Origin of the sequence: Stenotrophomonas sp. TEPEL, from assembly GCF_004348785.1 — a bacterium.
Classification (GTDB): domain Bacteria; phylum Pseudomonadota; class Gammaproteobacteria; order Xanthomonadales; family Xanthomonadaceae; genus Stenotrophomonas; species Stenotrophomonas indicatrix.
The window spans coordinates 3179900-3198750 of record NZ_QQXJ01000001.1; the positions used below are offsets into that span (position 1 = coordinate 3179900).

Annotated in this window: 24 protein-coding genes; 20 read left to right on the forward strand and 4 right to left on the reverse strand. The window is 66.7% G+C overall.

Annotation, left to right across the window (positions count from 1 at the left end; all coding sequences use genetic code 11):
- The first annotated feature begins 23 nt into the window (after positions 1 to 23).
- The 4 genes from TEP_RS14500 (at position 24) to TEP_RS14515 (ending at position 2840) form a co-directional block, all read left to right on the forward strand.
- A complete protein-coding gene (locus TEP_RS14500) occupies positions 24 to 635 on the forward strand; it encodes a DUF2238 domain-containing protein (protein ID WP_132825746.1) in 612 nt (203 codons plus the stop codon).
- The gene (purN, locus tag TEP_RS14505) at positions 632 to 1288 is read left to right on the forward strand and encodes a phosphoribosylglycinamide formyltransferase (RefSeq protein ID WP_132825747.1); all 657 of its coding nucleotides are present in this window, start codon (positions 632 to 634) and stop codon (positions 1286 to 1288) included. Before TEP_RS14500 ends, purN begins: the two co-directional genes overlap by 4 nt.
- A 68-nt stretch (positions 1289 to 1356) precedes the next feature.
- Positions 1357 to 2154 (forward strand): DUF3108 domain-containing protein, encoded by a 798-nt coding sequence (locus tag TEP_RS14510; protein WP_132825748.1) that lies wholly within the window; start codon positions 1357 to 1359, stop codon positions 2152 to 2154.
- 2 nt (positions 2155 to 2156) lie between these two features.
- Positions 2157 to 2840, forward strand: coding sequence for a DUF3108 domain-containing protein (locus TEP_RS14515; RefSeq protein WP_132825749.1), 684 nt, complete (start codon positions 2157 to 2159; stop codon positions 2838 to 2840).
- 115 nt (positions 2841 to 2955) lie between these two features.
- Here TEP_RS14515 and TEP_RS14520 read toward each other — a convergent pair whose 3' ends face one another.
- From TEP_RS14520 to TEP_RS14530, 3 genes are read right to left on the reverse strand one after another with little or no spacing between them, the layout of a single operon-like run.
- Entirely contained in the window at positions 2956 to 3270 is a 315-nt protein-coding gene (locus tag TEP_RS14520) for a hypothetical protein (RefSeq protein ID WP_025874012.1), read from the reverse strand.
- A complete protein-coding gene (gene murA / locus TEP_RS14525; protein ID WP_132825750.1) occupies positions 3267 to 4541 on the reverse strand; it encodes a UDP-N-acetylglucosamine 1-carboxyvinyltransferase in 1275 nt (424 codons plus the stop codon). Before murA ends, TEP_RS14520 begins: the two co-directional genes overlap by 4 nt.
- A gap of 21 nt (positions 4542 to 4562) precedes the next feature.
- Positions 4563 to 4793: a BolA family protein gene (locus TEP_RS14530; protein WP_132825751.1), complete on the reverse strand. Its 231-nt coding sequence runs from the start codon at positions 4791 to 4793 to the stop codon at positions 4563 to 4565.
- Positions 4794 to 4847: 54 nt separating this feature from the next.
- On the opposite strand from TEP_RS14530, the gene TEP_RS14535 reads away from it, so the two are divergent.
- The 16 genes from TEP_RS14535 (at position 4848) to TEP_RS14610 (ending at position 18199) form a co-directional block, all read left to right on the forward strand.
- A complete protein-coding gene (locus TEP_RS14535; protein ID WP_132825752.1) occupies positions 4848 to 5849 on the forward strand; it encodes a KpsF/GutQ family sugar-phosphate isomerase in 1002 nt (333 codons plus the stop codon).
- A 66-nt stretch (positions 5850 to 5915) separates the two neighbouring features.
- Positions 5916 to 6464 carry an HAD hydrolase family protein gene (locus tag TEP_RS14540; protein WP_132825753.1) on the forward strand — a complete coding sequence of 183 codons (549 nt, stop codon included), beginning with the start codon at positions 5916 to 5918 and terminating at the stop codon, positions 6462 to 6464.
- Positions 6461 to 7036: an LPS export ABC transporter periplasmic protein LptC gene (lptC, locus tag TEP_RS14545; protein WP_132825754.1), complete on the forward strand. Its 576-nt coding sequence runs from the start codon at positions 6461 to 6463 to the stop codon at positions 7034 to 7036. Before TEP_RS14540 ends, lptC begins: the two co-directional genes overlap by 4 nt.
- Positions 7037 to 7134: 98 nt before the next feature.
- Positions 7135 to 7659, forward strand: a complete 525-nt coding sequence (gene lptA, locus TEP_RS14550; protein ID WP_025874018.1) for a lipopolysaccharide transport periplasmic protein LptA — start codon at positions 7135 to 7137, stop codon at positions 7657 to 7659.
- On the forward strand, positions 7659 to 8378 hold the full coding sequence (gene lptB, locus TEP_RS14555; RefSeq protein WP_025874019.1) for an LPS export ABC transporter ATP-binding protein: 720 nt from the start codon (positions 7659 to 7661) through the stop codon (positions 8376 to 8378). Before lptA ends, lptB begins: the two co-directional genes overlap by 1 nt.
- A gap of 40 nt (positions 8379 to 8418) precedes the next feature.
- Entirely contained in the window at positions 8419 to 9858 is a 1440-nt protein-coding gene (locus tag TEP_RS14560) for an RNA polymerase factor sigma-54 (RefSeq protein WP_132825755.1), read from the forward strand.
- 58 nt (positions 9859 to 9916) lie between these two features.
- Positions 9917 to 10234, forward strand: coding sequence for a ribosome-associated translation inhibitor RaiA (raiA, locus tag TEP_RS14565; RefSeq protein ID WP_004147311.1), 318 nt, complete (start codon positions 9917 to 9919; stop codon positions 10232 to 10234).
- 21 nt (positions 10235 to 10255) lie between these two features.
- Positions 10256 to 10708, forward strand: a complete 453-nt coding sequence (locus TEP_RS14570) for a PTS sugar transporter subunit IIA (RefSeq protein WP_132825756.1) — start codon at positions 10256 to 10258, stop codon at positions 10706 to 10708.
- Positions 10705 to 11655 carry an HPr(Ser) kinase/phosphatase gene (gene hprK / locus TEP_RS14575; protein WP_004147299.1) on the forward strand — a complete coding sequence of 317 codons (951 nt, stop codon included), beginning with the start codon at positions 10705 to 10707 and terminating at the stop codon, positions 11653 to 11655. Before TEP_RS14570 ends, hprK begins: the two co-directional genes overlap by 4 nt.
- 26 nt (positions 11656 to 11681) lie before the next feature.
- Entirely contained in the window at positions 11682 to 12566 is an 885-nt protein-coding gene (rapZ, locus tag TEP_RS14580; protein ID WP_165933931.1) for an RNase adapter RapZ, read from the forward strand.
- 418 nt (positions 12567 to 12984) lie between these two features.
- Positions 12985 to 13377, forward strand: a complete 393-nt coding sequence (locus TEP_RS14585) for a PTS fructose IIA component family protein (protein ID WP_025874023.1) — start codon at positions 12985 to 12987, stop codon at positions 13375 to 13377.
- Positions 13370 to 13639: an HPr family phosphocarrier protein gene (locus TEP_RS14590; RefSeq protein WP_093817544.1), complete on the forward strand. Its 270-nt coding sequence runs from the start codon at positions 13370 to 13372 to the stop codon at positions 13637 to 13639. The genes TEP_RS14585 and TEP_RS14590 overlap by 8 nt, the downstream gene beginning before the upstream one ends.
- Before the next feature lie 2 nt (positions 13640 to 13641).
- A complete protein-coding gene (gene ptsP / locus TEP_RS14595; protein ID WP_132825757.1) occupies positions 13642 to 15411 on the forward strand; it encodes a phosphoenolpyruvate--protein phosphotransferase in 1770 nt (589 codons plus the stop codon).
- Positions 15412 to 15691: 280 nt separating this feature from the next.
- Positions 15692 to 17053, forward strand: coding sequence for a magnesium transporter (gene mgtE, locus TEP_RS14600; RefSeq protein WP_025874026.1), 1362 nt, complete (start codon positions 15692 to 15694; stop codon positions 17051 to 17053).
- Positions 17054 to 17064: 11 nt separating this feature from the next.
- Positions 17065 to 17331, forward strand: a complete 267-nt coding sequence (locus TEP_RS14605; RefSeq protein ID WP_025874027.1) for a hypothetical protein — start codon at positions 17065 to 17067, stop codon at positions 17329 to 17331.
- Between the two features lie 70 nt (positions 17332 to 17401).
- On the forward strand, positions 17402 to 18199 hold the full coding sequence (locus tag TEP_RS14610) for a prolyl oligopeptidase family serine peptidase (protein WP_132825758.1): 798 nt from the start codon (positions 17402 to 17404) through the stop codon (positions 18197 to 18199).
- Positions 18200 to 18290: 91 nt separating this feature from the next.
- On the opposite strand, the gene TEP_RS14615 is transcribed toward TEP_RS14610, so the two are convergent.
- Positions 18291 to 18782 (reverse strand): transposase, encoded by a 492-nt coding sequence (locus TEP_RS14615; RefSeq protein ID WP_132825759.1) that lies wholly within the window; start codon positions 18780 to 18782, stop codon positions 18291 to 18293.
- Positions 18783 to 18851 lie beyond the last annotated feature (69 nt).

The following is an 18851-nucleotide window of genomic DNA, read 5'->3' on the forward strand; positions in this document are numbered from 1 at the left end:
CCCGCAACCGCGCCCCCCACCCCCTGTCGGCACCGAAGAAGGCCGCACTGGTCGCGGTGCTGGGCATCTTCGCAGCAACCTGGATCCATCCGCTGTGGCCGCTCGAGCAGACCCTGCACAGCTCGCTGACGGTGATCGGGCTGCTGGCGCTGTGGTGGGTGGACCGGCGCTGGCAGCTGGGCAACGGTGCGTTCATCGCCATCTGCGGCTTCATCGCCATCCACTGCGTGGCCGCGCGCTGGCTGTATTCCAACGTGCCGTATGACGCGTGGTTGCAGGCGCTGCTGGGATGGTCGCCGGACGCAGCCTTTGGCTGGCAGCGCAACCACTTCGATCGCCTGATTCACTTCCTCTATGGCGTCTGCTTCACCCCGGCATTGCTGCAGCTGGCGCGACATGCCTGGCCTGCGCTGCGCATCGGCCAGGCATTCACCCTGGCGGTGATGGCGGTGATGTGTTCCAGCCTGGTGTATGAGTGGCTGGAATGGGGCATCGCCCTTGCCCTGTCGCCGGAAGCGGCTGAGGCCTACAACGGCCAGCAGGGCGACATGTGGGACGCGCATGCGGACATGCTGCTGGCGACCCTGGGCAGCCTGTTGCTGTGGCCGCTGGTGCGCCGGAGCGTGGCGCGATGAGCATCCGCCGAATCGCCGTGCTGGCATCCGGGCGCGGCAGCAACCTGCAGGCCATTGTCGACGCCATCGCCGCAGGGCGACTGCAGGCCGAGATTGTCGGCGTGTTCTCCGATCGTCCCGATGCGACCGCCCTGGAGCGGGTGGCAACGGATCGGCGCTGGGGGCATGCGCCGAAGGAATTCAGCAACCGCGCCGCCTACGAGCAGGCGCTGGGTGATGCGCTGGCAGCATCCAGACCGGACTGGATCGTCTGCGCCGGCTACATGCGCATTCTGGGCGCCGATTTCGTACAGCGGTTCAATGGTCGCCTGGTCAACATCCACCCCTCGCTGCTGCCATTGCACAAGGGCCTGCACACCCATGCACGGGCGCTTGAGGCCGGAGACGTCGAGCACGGCGCCAGCGTGCATCTGGTGGTGCCGGAACTGGATGCCGGCGCGGTGCTGGCGCAGGCCCGGGTTCCGGTGCTTGCCGGCGACGATGCGCAGACCCTGGCCGAACGCGTGCTTGCGGTGGAGCATCCGCTGCTGATCGCCACCCTGGAACTGCTCTGCGAGGGGCGCCTGGCTGAACGGGAAGGCCAGCCGACGTTCGACGGTCACCCCCTGTTTAGCCCCTTGGCTCTAGATTCCGCCGGAAACCTGAACCGGTAACGCCCGTGCACACGCCCCGCTGACTGCGGGGCTGGCATCCTGCTCCCCTCCTGCGGTTCCTGTCGGCCATGAAGACCACGTCCCTGCTGCGTACAACTCTGCTGCTGCCGCTTGCCGTCCTCGCCTGTGCGGGCTGGGGCCAGGCAACAACGCCTGCTGCGCCGGCACCTGCCGAGGTGGCACCGCCGGTGTTGCCCGCCCTGGCCTGGGAACCGCCGCCACTGCAGCCGTTCAGCGCGACCTACCAGGCGTTCTACAAGGGCAAGGAAGCGGGCGATGCGACCATGCAGGTCACCCACACCGGTGGCAGCCAGTGGCGGGTGGACATGCAGGTGGTCGGCCGCCGCGGCTTTGCCAGCGTGCTCGGCCTGAACATCGAGCAGAGCACGGTGTTCGAGGAGCGCAGCGGTGTGTATGCGCCACTCAGCCAGAGCACGGTGCGCAAGGGCCTGTTCCTGGGCAAGAAGGCGGTCGGCACCTACAACTGGCAGGCCGGCACCGCGCAGTGGAGCGGCGACGTGGAAAAGAAGCGCGCCCAGCCGATTCCATTGCAGGCCGGCGACCAGAGCGCGTTGCTGATCAACCTGGCGATCATGCGCGACGCGCGTCCCGGCGCGGCCATGCACTATCGCTACGTCGACATGGGCAAGGTGCGCCAGCACGATTACCAGGCCGCGCCGCAGACCGAGAACGTCGAAGTCGGCGACCTGTCCTACAACGCGCTGCGGGTGTATCGCACCAACGGCGGCAACAATGAAACCATTCTCTGGATCGCCAACGGTGTCCCCACCCCGGTGCGCATCCTGCAACGTGAAGACGGCGAAGATCGCGTCGATCTGCGCCTGATCGAATACCAAGGAGTCTGAGCATGAACACCCTGACCCGCCCCCTGACCTGGATCGCCGCTGCCGCATTGTCGGTGGCCAGCCTGCCGGCCATGGCCCTGCAGCCGTTCAAGGCCGACTATCTCGCCAGCTACATGGGCATGCAGGCCAATGGCAGCATGACCCTGGCCAGCGAAGGTGCCAACAAGTGGCGCTACAGCCTGCAGGTCAAGAACCAGCTGGCGGACCTGAGCCAGAGCACGGTGTTCGAGGAAGTGCGCGGGCAGTTGCGCCCGCTCAGCAGCCAGGACCGCTCTGCGCTGCTGGTGAAGAAGCGCAATGTGCAGGCCAACTACAACTGGGCCAGCAACCAGGCCACCTGGACCGGCGACATCAAGCCGGACCGCGCCGGACCGATCACCCTGAAGGCCGGCGACATGGACGCGCTGCTGATCAACCTGGCCATCGCCCGCGACCTGGCCGCCGGCAAGCCGCTGACCTATCGCATGGTCGACGAGGGCCGCATCAAGAACATGACCTACCGCGTGGTGGGCAAGGAATCGGTCACCGTCGGCGGCAAGAGCTACGAGGCGACCAAGGTCTCGCGCGTCGACGGCAACAAGGAGCTGATTGCCTGGATCGTGCCGGAGTTCCCGGTGCCGGCGCGCATGCTGCAGCGTGAGAGCGGCCGTGACGCGCTGGACCTGACCATCAAGGCGATGAACTGACCGACCGCGCTGCGCGCTCGCCGGGCATGGCCCGGCGCTACCGCCCAACGTCGATCCACGCCATGCGTGGATTCACGCCCCGCACACAAAAACGCCCGCTTTCGCGGGCGTTTTTTCATTTCTTGGTTTCTTCCGCCGGCTTGAACTCGGTGCGGCAGTCGACCCGGATCTGCTCGCCCGTGGATCGGCGCACGAACGTGCGGCAATGGCGGTTGCCGTCCTGGCTGTCGTTCACCGCCACCGCGTAGAACGACTGGATGATCTCGTCACGGGTTACCGTGCCGTCGCCATTCCAGTCCATGTCCTTCTGCTCGATGCCCTTGGTGATGGCGATGTTGGCGTACCAGGCATAGCCCAGCCACGCCAGCACGATCAGCACCAGCACCAGCAGCGCCTTGCGGCGACGGCTGAACCTGCCGCGCAGGATCATGCGGCCACGCGCCGGATGGTGGCGCCGAGCGAAGACAGCTTCTCTTCGATGTTTTCGTAGCCGCGATCAAGGTGGTAGATGCGATCGATGGTGGTATCGCCATCGGCCATCAAGCCGGCCAGGATCAGCGACGCTGACGCGCGCAGGTCGGTTGCCATCACCGGTGCACCGCTCAGGCGCTCGTGACCACGCACGATGGCCGTGTGGCCTTCCACCTGCACGTCCGCGCCAAGGCGCAGCAGCTCGTTGACGTGCATGAAACGGTTCTCGAAGATCGTTTCATTGATCACGCCCACGCCGTCGGCAACGCAGTTGAGCGCCATGAACTGCGCCTGCATGTCGGTCGGGAACGCCGGATACGGTGCGGTGGTCAGGTTGACTGCCTTCGGTCGCTTGCCGTGCATGTCCAGGGTGATGCTGTCTTCGGTGGTCTCGATGGTCGCGCCGGCTTCCACCAGCTTGGCCAGCACCGCATCCATGGTGTTCGGGCGCGCGCGGTTGACGGTCACCTTGCCGCCGGTCATCGCTGCAGCCACCAGGAAGGTGCCGGTTTCGATGCGGTCGGGCAGCACTTCATGGCGGCCACCGGACAGGCGTTCGACGCCGTCGATGACCAGGCGGGCGGTGCCCAGGCCTTCGATCTTCGCGCCCAGCGCGATCAGGCAATGCGCCAGGTCGGTGACTTCCGGTTCCATCGCCGCGTTGTCGAGGATGGTGGTGCCTTCGGCCAGCACCGCTGCCATCAACACGTTCTCGGTACCGGTCACGCTGACCATGTCGAAGGTGAAGTGACCACCCTTCAGGCGCTTGGCGGTGGCTTTGATGAAGCCGTTCTCGACCACGATGTCGGCACCCAGTGCCTGCAGGCCCTTGATGTGCTGGTCGACCGGGCGCGAACCGATCGCGCAGCCGCCGGGCAGCGATACTTCGGCGGCGCCGAAGCGGGCCAGCAGCGGGCCCAGCACCAGGATCGAGGCGCGCATGGTCCTGACCAGCTCATACGGCGCCACATGCTGGTTGACCGGACGCGGGTCGACCACGATCGCACTGCCACGCGACAGCGTGCCCTGGTCGATGGTCACGTTCGCGCCCAGTTCGCCCAGCAGCTTCACCGTAGTGACCACATCGTGCAGATGCGGCACGTTGGTGATCTCCACCGGCGCGTCGGCCAGCAGGGTCGCGCAGAGGATGGGGAGGACGGCGTTCTTGGCGCCGGAGATGCTTACTTCACCGTGCAGCGCAGCGCCGCCGGTCACAACGATCTTGGCCATGTATTGGGGATCTTCTGCGGTTCAGCCGGCTTCGGCCGGGGTCACGGTTTTCAGTGCGAGCGCGTGGATCGCGCCGCCCATCAGGTCGCCCAGAGTGGCATACACCATCCGGTGGCGGGCCAGCGGCAGCTTGCCGGCAAAGGCCTCGCTGATCACGGTCGCTTCGAAATGCACGCCATCGTCACCCTGCACGTCGGCGCGGGCGCCGGGCAGGCCGGTTTCGATCAGATTGCGGATGGTGTCGGCGTCCAACGGGCTTTCCTAATAAAATGTGCGTCCATTCTACTTCCGCTGCGTGGCGTCCGCATGGCCGAATCCCTGTTGCCCCCCCGTTCCGCCGACTCTGCCGCCCTGGTCGCCAGTGGCCGGCGCGTGTTCGAGATCGAACGGCAGGCGCTGGACGCCGTGGCCGACCGCCTTGGCGAGGCCTTCCAGCAGGCCTGCCGGGCGATCCTGGGCAGCCGTGGCCGGGTGGTCGCTACCGGCATGGGCAAGTCCGGCCATGTGGCACGCAAGATCGCCGCCACCCTGGCCTCCACCGGCACCCCGGCGTTCTACGTGCATCCGGGCGAGGCCGGCCACGGCGACCTGGGCATGATCACCGAGGACGACGTGGTGCTGGCCCTGTCCTACTCGGGCGAATCGGACGAGCTGCTGATGCTGCTGCCGGTGCTCAAGCGCCAGGGCAATGTGCTGATCGCCATGACCGGCCGCCCGCAATCGAGCCTGGCCAGCGCCGCCGATTTCCACCTGGATGTGAGCGTGCCGGCCGAAGCCTGCCCGCTGGCGCTGGCGCCCACCTCCAGCACCACCGCCTCGCTGGCGATGGGCGACGCGCTGGCGGTGGCCCTGCTGGATGCACGCGGCTTCACCGCCGACGATTTCGCCCGCTCGCACCCGGCCGGCAGCCTCGGCCGTCGCCTGCTGCTGCACATCACCGACGTCATGCACACCGGTGAGGACCTGCCCAAGGTCGATGTCGGCGCCAGCCTCAGCGAAGCGCTGATGGAGATGAGCCGCAAGCGCCTGGGCATGACCGCCGTGGTCGACGGCCAGGGCGTGCTGATCGGGCTGTTCACCGACGGCGACCTGCGCCGCGCCCTGGACACCGACCTGGACGTGCGTACCGCGAAGATCGCCGATGTGATGACCCGGCAACCGCGCACCATCAGTGCCGACAAGCTGGCGGTGGAGGCTGCGCGGCTGATGGAAACGCACAAGATCACCGGCCTGATCGTGGTCGACGACCAGGGCCGCGCGGTCGGCGCGCTGAACATTCATGACCTGTTGCGGGCGCGGGTGGTTTAACCGACAGTCCGTAGACCCCATTCAGTCTGTACCAACGAGCCCGCAACCACCGAGTCCGATGCCCTGATGCCCTGGTCCCCCCTGCCCGCCTTCCCCGCCCACCTGCATGCCGTTGCGGCCGGTATCCGCCTGGCCTGCTTCGACGTGGACGGCACCCTCACCGACGGTCGGCTGTACTACGACAAGGATGGCAACGAGAGCAAGGCGTACTTCGTGCAGGATGGCCTGGGCCTGAAACTGCTGCAGCAGCACGGCATCCACCCCGTGCTGATCACCGCGCGCAACAGCCAGTCCGCGCTCAAGCGCGGCACCGACCTGGGCATCGACACCCAGATCGCCGTCGGCGACAAGCTGGCCAGCGTGCAGGCGCTGTGCGCCCAGCACGGCATCGGCCTGGAGCAGGTGGCCTTCATGGGTGACGACCTGCCGGACCTGGCGCCGCTGGGCGCGGTCGGCCTGGCGGTGGCTCCGGCCAATGCCCACCCGTGGATCGCCGAGCGCGTGCACTGGATCACCCGTGCTGACGGTGGCCGTGGTGCCGCGCGCGAGCTGTGCGACGTGCTGCTGGCCGCGCAGGGCCGCGTGGACGCCGTGCTGGCGAGGTTCGGCGCATGAACGCCCCCACCCTGAACTGGCGGATGATCCTCGGCGTCGGCCTGCTGCTGGCCGCCCTGCTGAGCAGCTGGGCGGCGCTGCGCAACCGCGAAAAGGCACCTGCCGCCGAAGGCCAGGACGCCGGCGTGGACTACATCCTGCACGATTTCCAGATCGTCGCCCTGGACGAACATGGCAAGGAATCGACTACCCTGCGCGCGCCCCTGCTGGAGCGCCAGCGTGGCGACCAGACGCTCAACATCACCACGCCGCTGTTTGAAATGCCCGACAAGGACGGCAAGCACTGGACGCTGCGCGCCGAGACCGGCTGGCTCAGTGCCAAGGGCGACGAGATGAAGCTGCGGGGCAACGTCGCCGGCGACAGCCCGGCCGGCCCGGGCGTGGTCCCGACCACCTTCCGCACCGACCACCTGGATGTATTCCCGAAGGACAACCGCGCCCGCACCGATGCCCTGGTGACCATGACCCGGCCCGGCATGGAACAGTCCGGCGTCGGGTTCGAGGTGGATTCGAAGAACAACACGTATCATTTCCTCAGCCAGTCCAAGGGCCGTTACACGCCCAAGCGCTGATTCCGCCGCCCGCCCGCGACGTCTTCCCGACAGGCGCGAAGCCGGCAGCCCCCACCCCCGGTCCCGCCGGAGGGCCACCACCGGTAGAACGGACCCCGATGAAGATTCCCTTTGCAGCCGTGCTCGCACTCAGTCTTCTTGTCCCCGCTGTCGCCTTTGCCAAGTCGACGGACCGCAACGAAGCGATGAACATTGATTCCGGTGCGCAGTCCGGCACCCTCACCGGTGATGGCAAGACCGTGCTGTCCGGTGGCGTGATCATCACCCAGGGCACCCTGGACCTGCGCTCGTCCGAAGCGGAGATCTACCTCAAGGGCGGCGAAGCCGTGCGTGCGGTGTTCACCGGCAAGCAGGCCAAGATGAAGCAGCAGCTCGACGATGGCACCTGGATGGATGCGGTGGCCGACCGGATCGACTACGACATCACCACCGAGATCATCACCCTGACCGGCAACTACAAGGTCACCAGCGCGCGCGGCACCAATGCGGGCCAGCGCATGGTCTACAACACCCGCAGCGGCGAAATGAACTCCGGCGGCGATGGCAGCCGCGTGCGCACCGTGATTCCGCCGAAGAACAAGACGCCTGCTGCCGCTCCGGCTCCGGCAGGAGGCAAGAAGTAATGCTCGTCGCAACTGGCCTGCGCAAACGCTACAAGCAGCGCGAAGTCGTCAAGGACTTCGGGCTGACCCTGGACGCCGGTGAAGTGGTCGGCCTGCTCGGTCCCAACGGTGCCGGCAAGACCACCTGCTTCTACATGATCGTCGGCCTGGTCGGTGCCGATGCCGGCAGCATCGTGCTGGACGGCAAGGACATCACCGGCGACCCGATGTACACCCGCGCCAAGCAGGGCGTGGGCTACCTGCCGCAGGAACCGTCGGTGTTCCGCAAGCTGACCGTGGCCGACAACCTGCGCCTGGTGCTGGAACTGCGCGAGGACCTGGATTCGGCGGGCCGCGAGCGCGAACTGAACAGCCTGCTCGACGAACTGCAGCTTGGGCATGTTTCCGAACAGCTTGGCGCCAGCCTGTCCGGTGGTGAGCGCCGTCGCTGCGAGATCGCCCGTGCACTGGCCGCCAAGCCGCGCCTGATCCTGCTCGACGAGCCCTTCGCCGGTGTCGACCCGATCTCGGTCGGCGAAATCCAGCGCATCGTCACCCATCTCAAGCAACGCGGCATCGGTGTGCTGATCACCGACCACAACGTGCGCGAGACCTTGGGAATCTGCGACCGCGCGTATATCCTCGCAGAGGGCACCGTACTGGCCCAGGGCTCGCCGGAGGCGATCCTGGACAACGCCGACGTGCGCCGCGTCTATCTTGGGGATTCCTTCAAGCTGTGACCGCGGCCGCCGGGCCCTCTCCCTTCCGTTCGGCACAGGCATGAAGACTCGGCTGCAGACATCGTTGGGACAGCAGCTGGTGCTTACGCCCCAGCTGCAGCAGGCGATCAAGCTGCTGCAGATGTCCGCCACCGAGCTGGAGCTGGAAATCGCCCAGGCGGTGGAGAGCAATCCGCTGCTGGACTGGTCAGACAGCAGCGACGAAGGCGCCGGTGTCGACAACGACGGCAGCAGCGAGGACGCGGGCGGCGACAATGACGGCCCGCCCGACAACGCTGAAAGCAGCGGCGACGACTGGGCGCCTGCCGAGCTGGACTGGAGCAGTGGCGGCAGCGGCGGCAGTTTCGATGACGACGACGACAACGGCAGTGCCGCCGAACGCGTTGCCGAAACCGAAACCCTGGCCGACCACCTGCTGTGGCAGCTGCACCTGACCCACCTGTCCAAGCGCGACCGCAGCATCGGCGCCGCGCTGATCGATTCATTGGAAGACGACGGCTATCTGCGCGAGCCGCTCTCGGCCATCGCCGAAGCGCTGTTGCCGGCGATCCACGCCGGTGAAGACGAAATCCTGACCGTGCTGCACCAGATCCAGCGCTTCGACCCTGTAGGCGTGGCCGCACGCAGCCTTGGCGAATGCCTGCAACTGCAGCTGGACGTGCTTCCTGCTGATACCCCGTGCCTGGCCCTGGCCCGGCAGGTTGCCGCCGGCCCACTGGAACAATTGCCGCGCTCGGGCGTGACCGGCCTGGCCCAGCAGTTGAAGCAGCCGCTGGCCGAAGTCGAGACCGCCGTGGCCCTGCTGCGCTCGCTGGACCCGCGCCCCGGCACCCAGATCGCCCCGCTCGCCCAGGACACCTACGTGGTGCCCGACGTCGTCGTATGGCGGCAGAACGGCATCTGGCGCGCCGCGCTGGCCGCCCATGCCGGTCCCAAGCTGGTGATCCACCGCGGTTACGAGCAGATGATCCGCCGCTGCGGTGACGCCGATGCCGGTTATCTGCGCGGCCAGCTGCAGGAGGCGCGCTGGCTGCTGAAGGGCCTGCAGGCGCGGGGCGAGACGCTGCTGCGGGTAGTGCGCAGCCTGATCCAGCAGCAGGCCGGCTTCCTTGAATTCGGCGAACAGGCACTGCGCCCGTTGACCCTGCGCGAGATCGCCGGCGAACTGGGCCTGCACGAATCCACCGTGTCGCGCGCGATCGCCCGCAAGCATGTGCGTACGCCACGTGGCACCCTGCCGCTGCGCGCCTTCTTCGCTTCGGGCATCGACACCGACGGCGGCGGCGAAGCCTCCAGCACCGCCATCCAGGCCATGATCCGGCGCCTGATCGATGACGAGAACCCACGCAAGCCGCTTTCTGACGCCAAGCTGGCTGACCTGCTCAAATCGTCGGGAATTCCGGTAGCGCGGCGCACCGTGGCGAAGTATCGTGAGGCCATGAACATCTCCGCCTCGCACGAAAGAGTCAGAATCGTTTGACGCGCCGCCGCGCCCGGCGGAGAGGTTCATTGGCACATCCGATCAAAGGAGAAACCCGATGCGCATCGAAACGTTTGGCAAAGATGTCGAAGTCACCCCGGCCCTGCAGTCCTATGTAGAGGAGAAGCTGGCCCGGATCGGCAAACACTTCGACCAGCACTGCGAAGCGCGGGTGACGCTCAAGCTGCAGAAGACCGAGCACCACGTCGATGCCAGCCTCAATATCCCGGGTCAGACCCTGCACGCTGAAGCCAATGCGCAGACCATGTATGCGGCGATCGACCTGCTGGCGGACAAGCTTGACCGCCTGGTGATCAAGCACAAGGAGAAAAAACAGCAGCACGCACCGCTGCCGGTGGGCGACAATGGTGGCTGATCGCCACCGCTCCCCGCAGACATGCCCCTGACTGACCTCCTGGCGGCCGTGCAGACCCAGCTCTGCACGGCCACCGACCGCGACCGCGTCCTGCAGGCCGCGGCCGGATTGCTGGCCTGCCGCCAGGCCAACGCCGAACAGATCTATCTCAACCTGTGCCAGCGCGAGGCGTTGGGCAGTACCGCGATCGGCTACGGCATCGCCATCCCGCATGGTCGTGCGCCGACCCTGGATCGCCCCCGTGGCGCACTGCTGCGTCTGCAGACCCCGGTCGATTTCGGTGGTGACGAGCCGGTGGACCTGGTATTCGCCATGGCCGTTCCCGCTCACTACACCCATCAACACCTGATGCTGCTGTCCGAGCTGGCCGAGCTGTTTTCCGCGCCCTGCATCCGCCAGGCGCTGCGCGAAGCCGGCGACGCACGGGAGCTGCGCCAGGCCCTGGACCTGACCCCACCGGCGAGCGCCGCATGAATACCAGCATCACTGCCCGCGAACTGTTCGAACAGCAGCGTGAGCGGCTCGGCCTGCGTTGGGCAGCGGGCAAATCCGGCGAGAAGCGCGAGCTGGAGGCCGGCAATACGGTCTCGCGACGCCCTTCGCTGGCCGGCTATCTCAATGCGATCTATCCCAACAAGGTGCAGATCCTCGGTACCGAGGAACTGTCCTGGCTGGACGCGCTGGAACCACGGCAGCGCTGGGAAACCATCGAAAAGATCATGCAGTCGCATCCGCTGGCGCTGGTGCTGACCCGCAACCAGCCGTGCCCGGAAGACCTGCGCGCGGCCGCCGATGAATCCGGCACGCCGCTGTGGTTGTCACCCAAGCGCGGCCACGAACTGCTCAACCATCTTTCCTACCACCTGGCCCGGACGCTGGCGCCGCGGGTGATCCTGCATGGCGTATTCATGGAGATCTACTCCATCGGCGTACTGATCACCGGTGAAGCGGGATCCGGCAAGAGCGAGCTGGCCCTGGAACTGCTCAGCCGCGGTCACCGCCTGGTGGCCGACGACGCCCCCGAGTTCACCCAGATCGCCCCCGACGTGCTCGATGGCACCTGCCCGGAACTGCTGCAGGACCTGCTGGAAGTGCGCGGCCTGGGCGTGCTGAACGTGCGCGAGATGTTTGGCGACACCGCTGTAAAGAAGAACAAGTACCTTCGGCTGATCGTCCACCTGACCAAGCCGATGACCGAGCCCACCCCCCATGGTTACGAGCGCCTGACCGGCGACTCGGGCACGCGCCACGTGCTGGACCTGGACGTGCCGCTGATCACTCTGCCGGTGATGCCCGGCCGCAACCTGGCCGTCCTGACCGAGGCGGCAACCCGCCTGCACATTCTGCGTACCAAGGGTATCGACCCGGCGGCGATGTTCATCGCCCGCCACAGCAACCTGCTGGAACGGCGAACACCCTGACCCCCTGTCCTCCGAAGAGCCCGTCCATGAGCACCGTCATTCCCACCGCCCCGACCCTGATCATCGTCAGTGGCCTGTCCGGCTCGGGTAAATCCGTCGCCCTGAAGACCTTCGAGGACCAGGACTACTACTGTTCGGACAACCTGCCGATCCAGCTGCTGCCGGATTTCGTGCGCAATGTGCTGAGCCACCATGACGGCGCGGCATCGCGCCGGTTGGCGGTGGGCATCGACGTGCGAGGGCTGAGCGACCTGACCCAGTTGTCCAGCTGGCGGCAGCTGGCCACCGATGCCGGCGTCGACGCCAAGGTGCTGTTTTTCGAGGCCAACGATGAAACGGTGCTCAAACGCTACGCCGACACCCGCCGCCGGCACCCGCTGAGCCAGCTGGGCCTGTCGCTGCCGGAAGCGATTGCGCGTGAGCGCGAGCTGATCGCGCCGCTGCGCCGCGAAGCCGATGCGGTGATCGATACCAGTGCGTTGAACGTGCACCAGCTGCGGCGCCGGATCATCACTGAATTTGCCATGGGCCATGCCAGCCGCCTGTCGCTGCTGTTCGAATCGTTCGCCTACAAGCGTGGCGTGCCGGCCGAGGCCGACTTCGTGTTCGACGCGCGCGTGCTGCCCAACCCGCATTGGGATCCGGAACTGCGTGCGTTGAGCGGCCGCGAGCCCGGCGTGCGCGACTACCTGGAGGCGCAGCCGGATGTGCAGCGCTACCTGGCGCAGCTGATGGATTTCCTGGATACCTGGCTGCCCAAGCTGGGCGATGGCACCCGCAGCTATGTGACGGTGGCCTTCGGTTGCACCGGCGGCAAGCACCGCTCGGTGTTCCTGGCCGAACGCCTGGCCCGTCATGCGCGTGAGATGGGCTGGGAAGACGTGGCGACGTACCACCGCGAACAGGATTGACAGGGTCGGCCGGGCTGCGCCCGGCACCCGCAGAAGCCACGGCAACGTCAACGTCAACGTCAAACGCCTGCATTTCGTGGGATGCGGGGCGGTGTGGGGCTTCAGGACACGCCGTAAACCCATCCTTGGGGGCTCGATGGCGCCATCCATGGCGCCAACGGTCCTGCACCCCCACACCGCCCCGCCTCTGACAGATCGCGGCGGGTCGGAGTTGCACTGTGGGTAGGTGTCGACCTTGGTCGACACGGTAGATCCACGCCATGCGTGGATGAATCTCTGTCAGGCATCGAAAAAACGGATGGGGTCGGATCCCTTTTTCAACGAAAAAGGGCTCTGACCCGAACAACGCTGAATACGGGACACAGTGCCCCTCTTCTGCTGCTATCGCCAATTCACCTTGACCTGTTAACGTGCAGTAATGACCTGTGGCATTCTCCTCGTAACACATCCTGGGGTCGGGATCGCCCTGCTCGACGTGGCGACCCGGCTTCTGCGGCAGTTGCCGCTGAAGACCGAAGCTTTCGAAGTACCGTTCGACGCAGACCTGGATGCTCTGCTCCCGCTCGCCTCGGCCGCTCTGCGGCGGGTCGATGGGGGCGATGGCGTGCTGATCCTGACCGACCTGTACGGCGCCAGCCCTGCCAACCTTGCCGGGCAGCTGGCCCGGTTGGGGACCCCGGTTCGCCGGGTGTCGGCGCTGAGTCTGCCGATGTTGCTGCGGGTGATGAATTATCCGGAACAGGGACTGGATCAACTGCCCGCCACTGCGGCGGCGGGCACCCGTAATGGAGCGATTGTCGACGATGCTTGAACGAGAACTCACTGTGAGCAACCGCCTGGGCCTGCACGCCCGGGCCACCGCCAAACTGGTGCAGACCCTGGCGCCGTTCCGCTGCAACGTGACCATGGCCGCCAAGGGCCGTGAGATCAACGCCAAGAGCATCATGGGCGTGATGCTGCTGGCGGCCGGGCAAGGCACGCCGGTCACCATCCGCATCAACGGCGAAGACGAAGCCGCCGCGATGGATGCGGTGGTCGACCTGTTCGAGCGTCGCTTCGACGAGGACAACTGAGCGTGCCGCGCGCGCGCGCCGGCCAAACCCCTACCGGCCAACGGCCGGTACAGCTGCTGGCCGGCCACGGCGCCGCTCGCGGTACGGCAATGGGCCGCGCCCGCGTGCGCCTGCCGCATGCCCTGGAAGTGGCCGAACAGCGCGTCGCCCCCTCCCAGGTCGAATCCGAGCTGGCGCGCCTGCACCACGCGGTCGATGCGGCGCGCACGGAAATGCACGACCTGCGCCAGCGCCTGCATGGCGCGCTGAACCAGGAAGTGGGCGAGTTCCTCGACCTGCATGCGCTGCTGCTGGATGATCCCGAACTGCTGTTCGGCCTGGACGAACTGATCCGCAGTGGCCCCTACAGCGCCGGCTATGCGCTGCGCCTGCAGCGCGACCGCCTGGCCAAAGTCTTCGACGGCATGGACGATGCCTACCTGAAGAGCCGCATGGACGACCTCGACCATGTGATCGGGCGCATCCATGCCTTCCTGCAGCCCGAGCGGCCCGCAGCGGTGAAGGGCCTGGCCGGCGAAATCCTGGTCTGCGACAACATCGCCCCTTCCGAGCTGGCCCAGCTGCAATCGCACGGTGTGGTCGGCATCGTCACCAGCGCTGGCAGCGCGCTTTCGCACAGTGCGATCCTTGCCCGCAGCCTGCACCTGCCGTTGATCGTCAGCGTGCCGCAACTGCTGAACAAGGTGATCGACGGCGACGTGCTGATCATCGATGGCGCCGACGGCAGCATCACCGTCAACCCGCAGGCCGACAACCTGCGTGATTACCGGGCGCGCCTGAAGGAGCACGCACGCGAGCAGCGCGAGCTTGGCCGCCTGCGCAGCAAGCCCAGCCGCACCCGCGACCAGGTCGACATCGCCCTGCTGGCCAACGCCGAATCGCTGGAAGATGTGACCCAGGCGCATGCGCTGGGCGCCCACGGCCTGGGCCTGTACCGCACCGAATTCCTGTTCCTGCAGCGCAACGAGCTGCCGGACGAAGAAGAACAGTTCCAGACCTACCGCGATGCGGCGCTGGGCATGAGTGGCCGGCCGGTGACCATCCGCACCCTCGACCTGGGCGCCGACAAGGCCGACCGCACCGGCCTGACCCTGAGCAACGAGGAAAACCCGGCGCTGGGCCTGCGCGGCGTGCGCCTGTCGCTGGCCCGGCCCAAAGTGGCCGATACCCAGATGCGCGCGATCCTGCGCGCCTCGGCCTACGGCAAGCTGCGCGTGCTGGTGCCCATGGTCAGCACCCGCGACGAACTGCTGGCGGTGCGCCGGCGCATGCTGAAACTGGGCGAGCAACTGCGCGCCGAGGGCCACATGGTGGCCGAGCACGTGCCACTGGGCGCGATGATCGAAGTGCCTGCCGCCGCGCTGGCACTGGAGAGCTTCATCGATCTGGTCGACTTCCTGTCGATCGGCACCAACGATCTGGTGCAGTACCTGCTGGCCGCCGACCGCAACAACGAAGCACTGGGCGAACTGTATTCACCGCTGCATCCGGCTGTGCTGCGCCTGCTGCAGATGGTGATCGAGACCGGCGCACGCCATCGCATTCCGGTAGCGGTATGCGGCGAAATCGCCGGCGACGCACGGATGACCCCGCTGCTGCTGGCACTGGGTCTGACCGAGTTCAGCCTGCATCCCGGCACCCTGCTGGAAGTACGCCGGGCCGTCCGTGATGCCGACCTGGGGGCCCTGCGTGCCCGCGCACCGAAGCTGCTGGGCATGCGTGACCGCCGCGGCATCGAGCGCTGGCTGGCGCTGGTGGCGGACGCGTCCTGACCCCGCGCTACGCGCTCGCCGGTCACGGCCCGGCGCTACCGCCGCGTGTCACCTTTGGTAGCGCCGGGCCATGCCCGGCGGATTCGGTCTGGAGCAGCAGCCCCCTGTTGTTCAAGGGGCGCGCCGACAGGCGGGGGATAAGGTTGAATGCGTGGACCCCGATGGCCGCAGGCCACCGGGGTATGCGCTGAAACATCCCCTTGCGATAATGACGCGCTGAACACCCCTGTTGCCGCATCCTTGCTGGGATCGCGGCTTTTCTTATCCCGCGGGAGCTGCGATGGCTGAGGCCGTACGCCACGACAAGACTGCGCGCCAACTGCGGATGCTGTCCGATGCACTGGACAGCGGTCGGCTGGGCCCGGTGCGCCGTCTGGTCAATACCCTGGCGCCGGCCGAGATCGGCAACCTGCTCGAATCGCTGCCGCCGGGCAAGCGCGAGATCGTCTGGGGCCTGGTCGATCCGGAAGACGATGGCGAGGTGCTGGTCCACGTCGGCGACGACGTGCGCGAAAGCCTGCTCGCGGACATGGACCCGGACGAGATCATCGCCGCGGTCGAAGACCTCGACATCGACGATCTGGCCGACCTGGTCGAAGACCTGCCGGACACGGTCATCGACGAAGTCCTCAAGTCGATGGACCGCGAGAACCGCGAGCGCCTGGAGCAGGTACTGTCCTACCCTGAGGACAGCGCCGGCCGCCTGATGAACCCGGACGTGGTGACGGTACGCGCCGACGTCAACGTCGATGTGGTGCTGCGCTACCTGCGCCTGCGCGGCGAACTGCCGGACCACACCGATCACCTGTTCGTGGTCAGCCGCCGCCACCAGTACCTGGGCCGCGTGTCTCTGGCCTCGCTGGTGACCCACGAAGACACCACCCCGATCAACCGCCTGATCGACGATGAGCAGCCTGCCATCGATGTCGGCGAGAGCGACCAGGAAGTGGCGCGGCAGTTCTCCGACCATGACTGGATCTCCGCGCCGGTGGTGGATGACAACAACATCCTGATCGGCCGCATCACCATCGATGACGTGGTCGACATCATCCGTGGCCAGGCCGAGCACCAGGCGCTGGGCGCCGCCGGCCTGGACGAGGACGAGGATCTGTTCAGCCCGGTCTGGCGCGCGATGCGCCGCCGCTTGATGTGGCTGTCGGTGAATCTGTGCACGGCCTTCCTGGCCTCCAGCGTGGTCGGCCACTTCGAGGGCACCATCGACAAGCTGGTCGCCCTGGCGGTGTTGATGCCGATCGTCGCCGGCCTCGGCGGCAATGCCGGCACCCAGGTACTGGCGCTGATGGTGCGCGGCCTGGCACTGGGCCAGGTCGGCAGTTCCAACGCACGCACGCTGCTGTGGAAGGAAGTGCGGGTGGCCCTGCTCAATGGCGTGGTACTCGGCTCGGTGCTGGGCCTGATCGTGCTCGCCTGGTTCCACTCGCCCGGGCTCTCGGCCGTGATCGCCATCGCGCTGACCTGCAACCTGTTGTTCGCGGCGCTTGCCGGCGTGCTGGTGCCCTTGGGCCTGAAGCGCTTCGGCTTCGATCCGGCGCTGGCCAGCGGCATCTTCCTGACAGCGGTGACCGACTCGATGGGCTTCTTCACCTTCCTCGGCCTGGCCACCATGGTCCTGCTGCACTGACTGGAACTGCCATGGCAACGACGATCGAAAACTACTTTGCGCCGGGTTGGCGCGACCAGCTTCACACCTGTGCCGCCTGCGAGTGGAAGGGCAGTTCGCGGGCAATGGTGATGGAACTGGACGAGGACGCCACCGAGTATGTGTGCCCGGTGTGCGAGAACCCATTGCTGGTGGTGCTGCACCCGGACATGGCGCAGGTGCAGGCCGCGGCCGCAGGCGGCAATGCCGAAGCACAGGAGCAGTTGGAGATCATCGCCAGCTTCCCGCGCCCGCAGTGATGCGGCGCACGATGCCGGGCCGGTCGCGGCGCACTACCATCGAGGCGACATCGCCCTCATGGGAACCGCCATGCTTCGATCGCTTCTGCGTTGGCTGCCGCTGCTGGCCCTGCTGATGTTGACCGGGTGTGCCAGTACGCCGTCCGGTGCCCGCGGCCACTTCGAGGCACGCGCGGTGAAGGTGGACGGCGACACCGCCTACTACCAGGTGTTCATCCCGGCCGCTACCGCGCGCGCGGCCGGTCCGCTACCGGTGGTGCTGTTCCTGCACGGCTCCGGCGAGCGCGGCGGCGATGGCGTGAAGCAGACCCACGCAGGCCTGGGCCCGTACCTGCGTCGGCACGCGGCCGACTTCCCCGCGCTGGCGGTGTTTCCGCAGGTTCCCGGCGACGAGGAATGGAGCGGTCGCAACAACCGGGTGGCGATCGCGGCACTGGATGCCACGATTGCCGAATTCGACGCTGACCCGGCAAGGCAGTACCTGACCGGAATGTCGATGGGCGGCTATGGCAGCTGGAACATCGCGCTGGACGATCCGAAGCGCTTTGCCGCGATCGTGCCGGTCTGCGGTGCGGTGCTGGCACCACGTGCGGTACGCCCTACCCTGTTCGTCGAGCAGGTGGCCAACGAAGCGGATCCCTATGCGGTGATCGCGCAACGGTTGCAGCGCACCCCGGTCTGGATCTTCCACGGTGCACTGGATGATGTGGTGCCACCGGATGATGATCGCCGGCTGCATGCCGCGTTCCAGGCCGCCGGCGCGCGCGACGCGCGCTATACCGAATACCCCGAGGGCAACCACAACGCCTGGGATGCGACCTACGCCGACGCAGCGATGTGGGCGTGGCTGTTCGCCCAGAAGCGCTGAGCGTCTAACCTGTTGCTGGCCAACTTCGCGCCCGGCTTTGGTGACCATCCAGCCTGCGCGCGGCCTCGGTGGGTGCCAACCTTGGTTGGCACTACCTGTCAGCGCCGACGAGCTTCCTCTCGGCGCAGCATTCTTCAATCTCCCAAGCGCACCAGGCATGCTGATGCTGTCCGAGCTGTGTCGTCAGACCAGCCCTGATGGGGTTGCCCATCAGGTACATCGCATGACGGTACAGCGATTCGTCAGAGCGGATTGCGTGATCGTGATAGCACGGCTGCCAGAAGCGACCTACCCGTCCCAACACTCGATTGGCATTCAAGGCCGTGCGTGACTTGAAGCGTTTCATGACGACATCGAGCGATCCGGCGCGCAGTTCCACAAGCCAATGGATGTGGTCCGGCATGACCACATAGGCAAGCGAATGGGTGAGACCTTCCTGGTCGAGCCGCTGGAATTCCTGGACTGCGAGCGCCGCAGCTTCGTCATTGGAAAACAACGGGGCTCGCCGATCAACGTTGGTTGTGAGGATGTATATCTGGCCGATGCTGGAACGACGGCCGAGCCGGAGGCGAGCGCTGTTCATGGGAGAAAGCGTGGACTGCGCCGTCTCCACTGACCATCGGACAATGCCGGGACCTTGGGTCGGGTCAGT

Excerpts from the sequence above, each read along its gene's own strand:
- lptC (WP_132825754.1), top strand. The coding sequence starts at position 6,461 with ATGAACGCCCCCACCCTGAACTGGCGGATGATCCTCGGCGTCGGCCTG.
- raiA (WP_004147311.1), top strand. The coding sequence starts at position 9,917 with ATGCGCATCGAAACGTTTGGCAAAGATGTCGAAGTCACCCCGGCCCTG.
- TEP_RS14520 (WP_025874012.1), bottom strand. The coding sequence starts at position 3,270 with ATGATCCTGCGCGGCAGGTTCAGCCGTCGCCGCAAGGCGCTGCTGGTG.
- mgtE (WP_025874026.1), top strand. The coding sequence starts at position 15,692 with ATGGCTGAGGCCGTACGCCACGACAAGACTGCGCGCCAACTGCGGATG.
- purN (WP_132825747.1), top strand. The coding sequence starts at position 632 with ATGAGCATCCGCCGAATCGCCGTGCTGGCATCCGGGCGCGGCAGCAAC.
- TEP_RS14560 (WP_132825755.1), top strand. The coding sequence starts at position 8,419 with ATGAAGACTCGGCTGCAGACATCGTTGGGACAGCAGCTGGTGCTTACG.
- TEP_RS14540 (WP_132825753.1), top strand. The coding sequence starts at position 5,916 with ATGCCCTGGTCCCCCCTGCCCGCCTTCCCCGCCCACCTGCATGCCGTT.
- TEP_RS14510 (WP_132825748.1), top strand. The coding sequence starts at position 1,357 with ATGAAGACCACGTCCCTGCTGCGTACAACTCTGCTGCTGCCGCTTGCC.
- hprK (WP_004147299.1), top strand. The coding sequence starts at position 10,705 with ATGAATACCAGCATCACTGCCCGCGAACTGTTCGAACAGCAGCGTGAG.
- TEP_RS14610 (WP_132825758.1), top strand. The coding sequence starts at position 17,402 with ATGCTTCGATCGCTTCTGCGTTGGCTGCCGCTGCTGGCCCTGCTGATG.
- TEP_RS14515 (WP_132825749.1), top strand. The coding sequence starts at position 2,157 with ATGAACACCCTGACCCGCCCCCTGACCTGGATCGCCGCTGCCGCATTG.
- lptA (WP_025874018.1), top strand. The coding sequence starts at position 7,135 with ATGAAGATTCCCTTTGCAGCCGTGCTCGCACTCAGTCTTCTTGTCCCC.
- lptB (WP_025874019.1), top strand. The coding sequence starts at position 7,659 with ATGCTCGTCGCAACTGGCCTGCGCAAACGCTACAAGCAGCGCGAAGTC.
- TEP_RS14535 (WP_132825752.1), top strand. The coding sequence starts at position 4,848 with ATGGCCGAATCCCTGTTGCCCCCCCGTTCCGCCGACTCTGCCGCCCTG.
- TEP_RS14605 (WP_025874027.1), top strand. The coding sequence starts at position 17,065 with ATGGCAACGACGATCGAAAACTACTTTGCGCCGGGTTGGCGCGACCAG.
- TEP_RS14570 (WP_132825756.1), top strand. The coding sequence starts at position 10,256 with ATGCCCCTGACTGACCTCCTGGCGGCCGTGCAGACCCAGCTCTGCACG.
- murA (WP_132825750.1), bottom strand. The coding sequence starts at position 4,541 with ATGGCCAAGATCGTTGTGACCGGCGGCGCTGCGCTGCACGGTGAAGTA.
- TEP_RS14615 (WP_132825759.1), bottom strand. The coding sequence starts at position 18,782 with ATGAACAGCGCTCGCCTCCGGCTCGGCCGTCGTTCCAGCATCGGCCAG.
- TEP_RS14590 (WP_093817544.1), top strand. The coding sequence starts at position 13,370 with ATGCTTGAACGAGAACTCACTGTGAGCAACCGCCTGGGCCTGCACGCC.
- TEP_RS14585 (WP_025874023.1), top strand. The coding sequence starts at position 12,985 with ATGACCTGTGGCATTCTCCTCGTAACACATCCTGGGGTCGGGATCGCC.
- rapZ (WP_165933931.1), top strand. The coding sequence starts at position 11,682 with ATGAGCACCGTCATTCCCACCGCCCCGACCCTGATCATCGTCAGTGGC.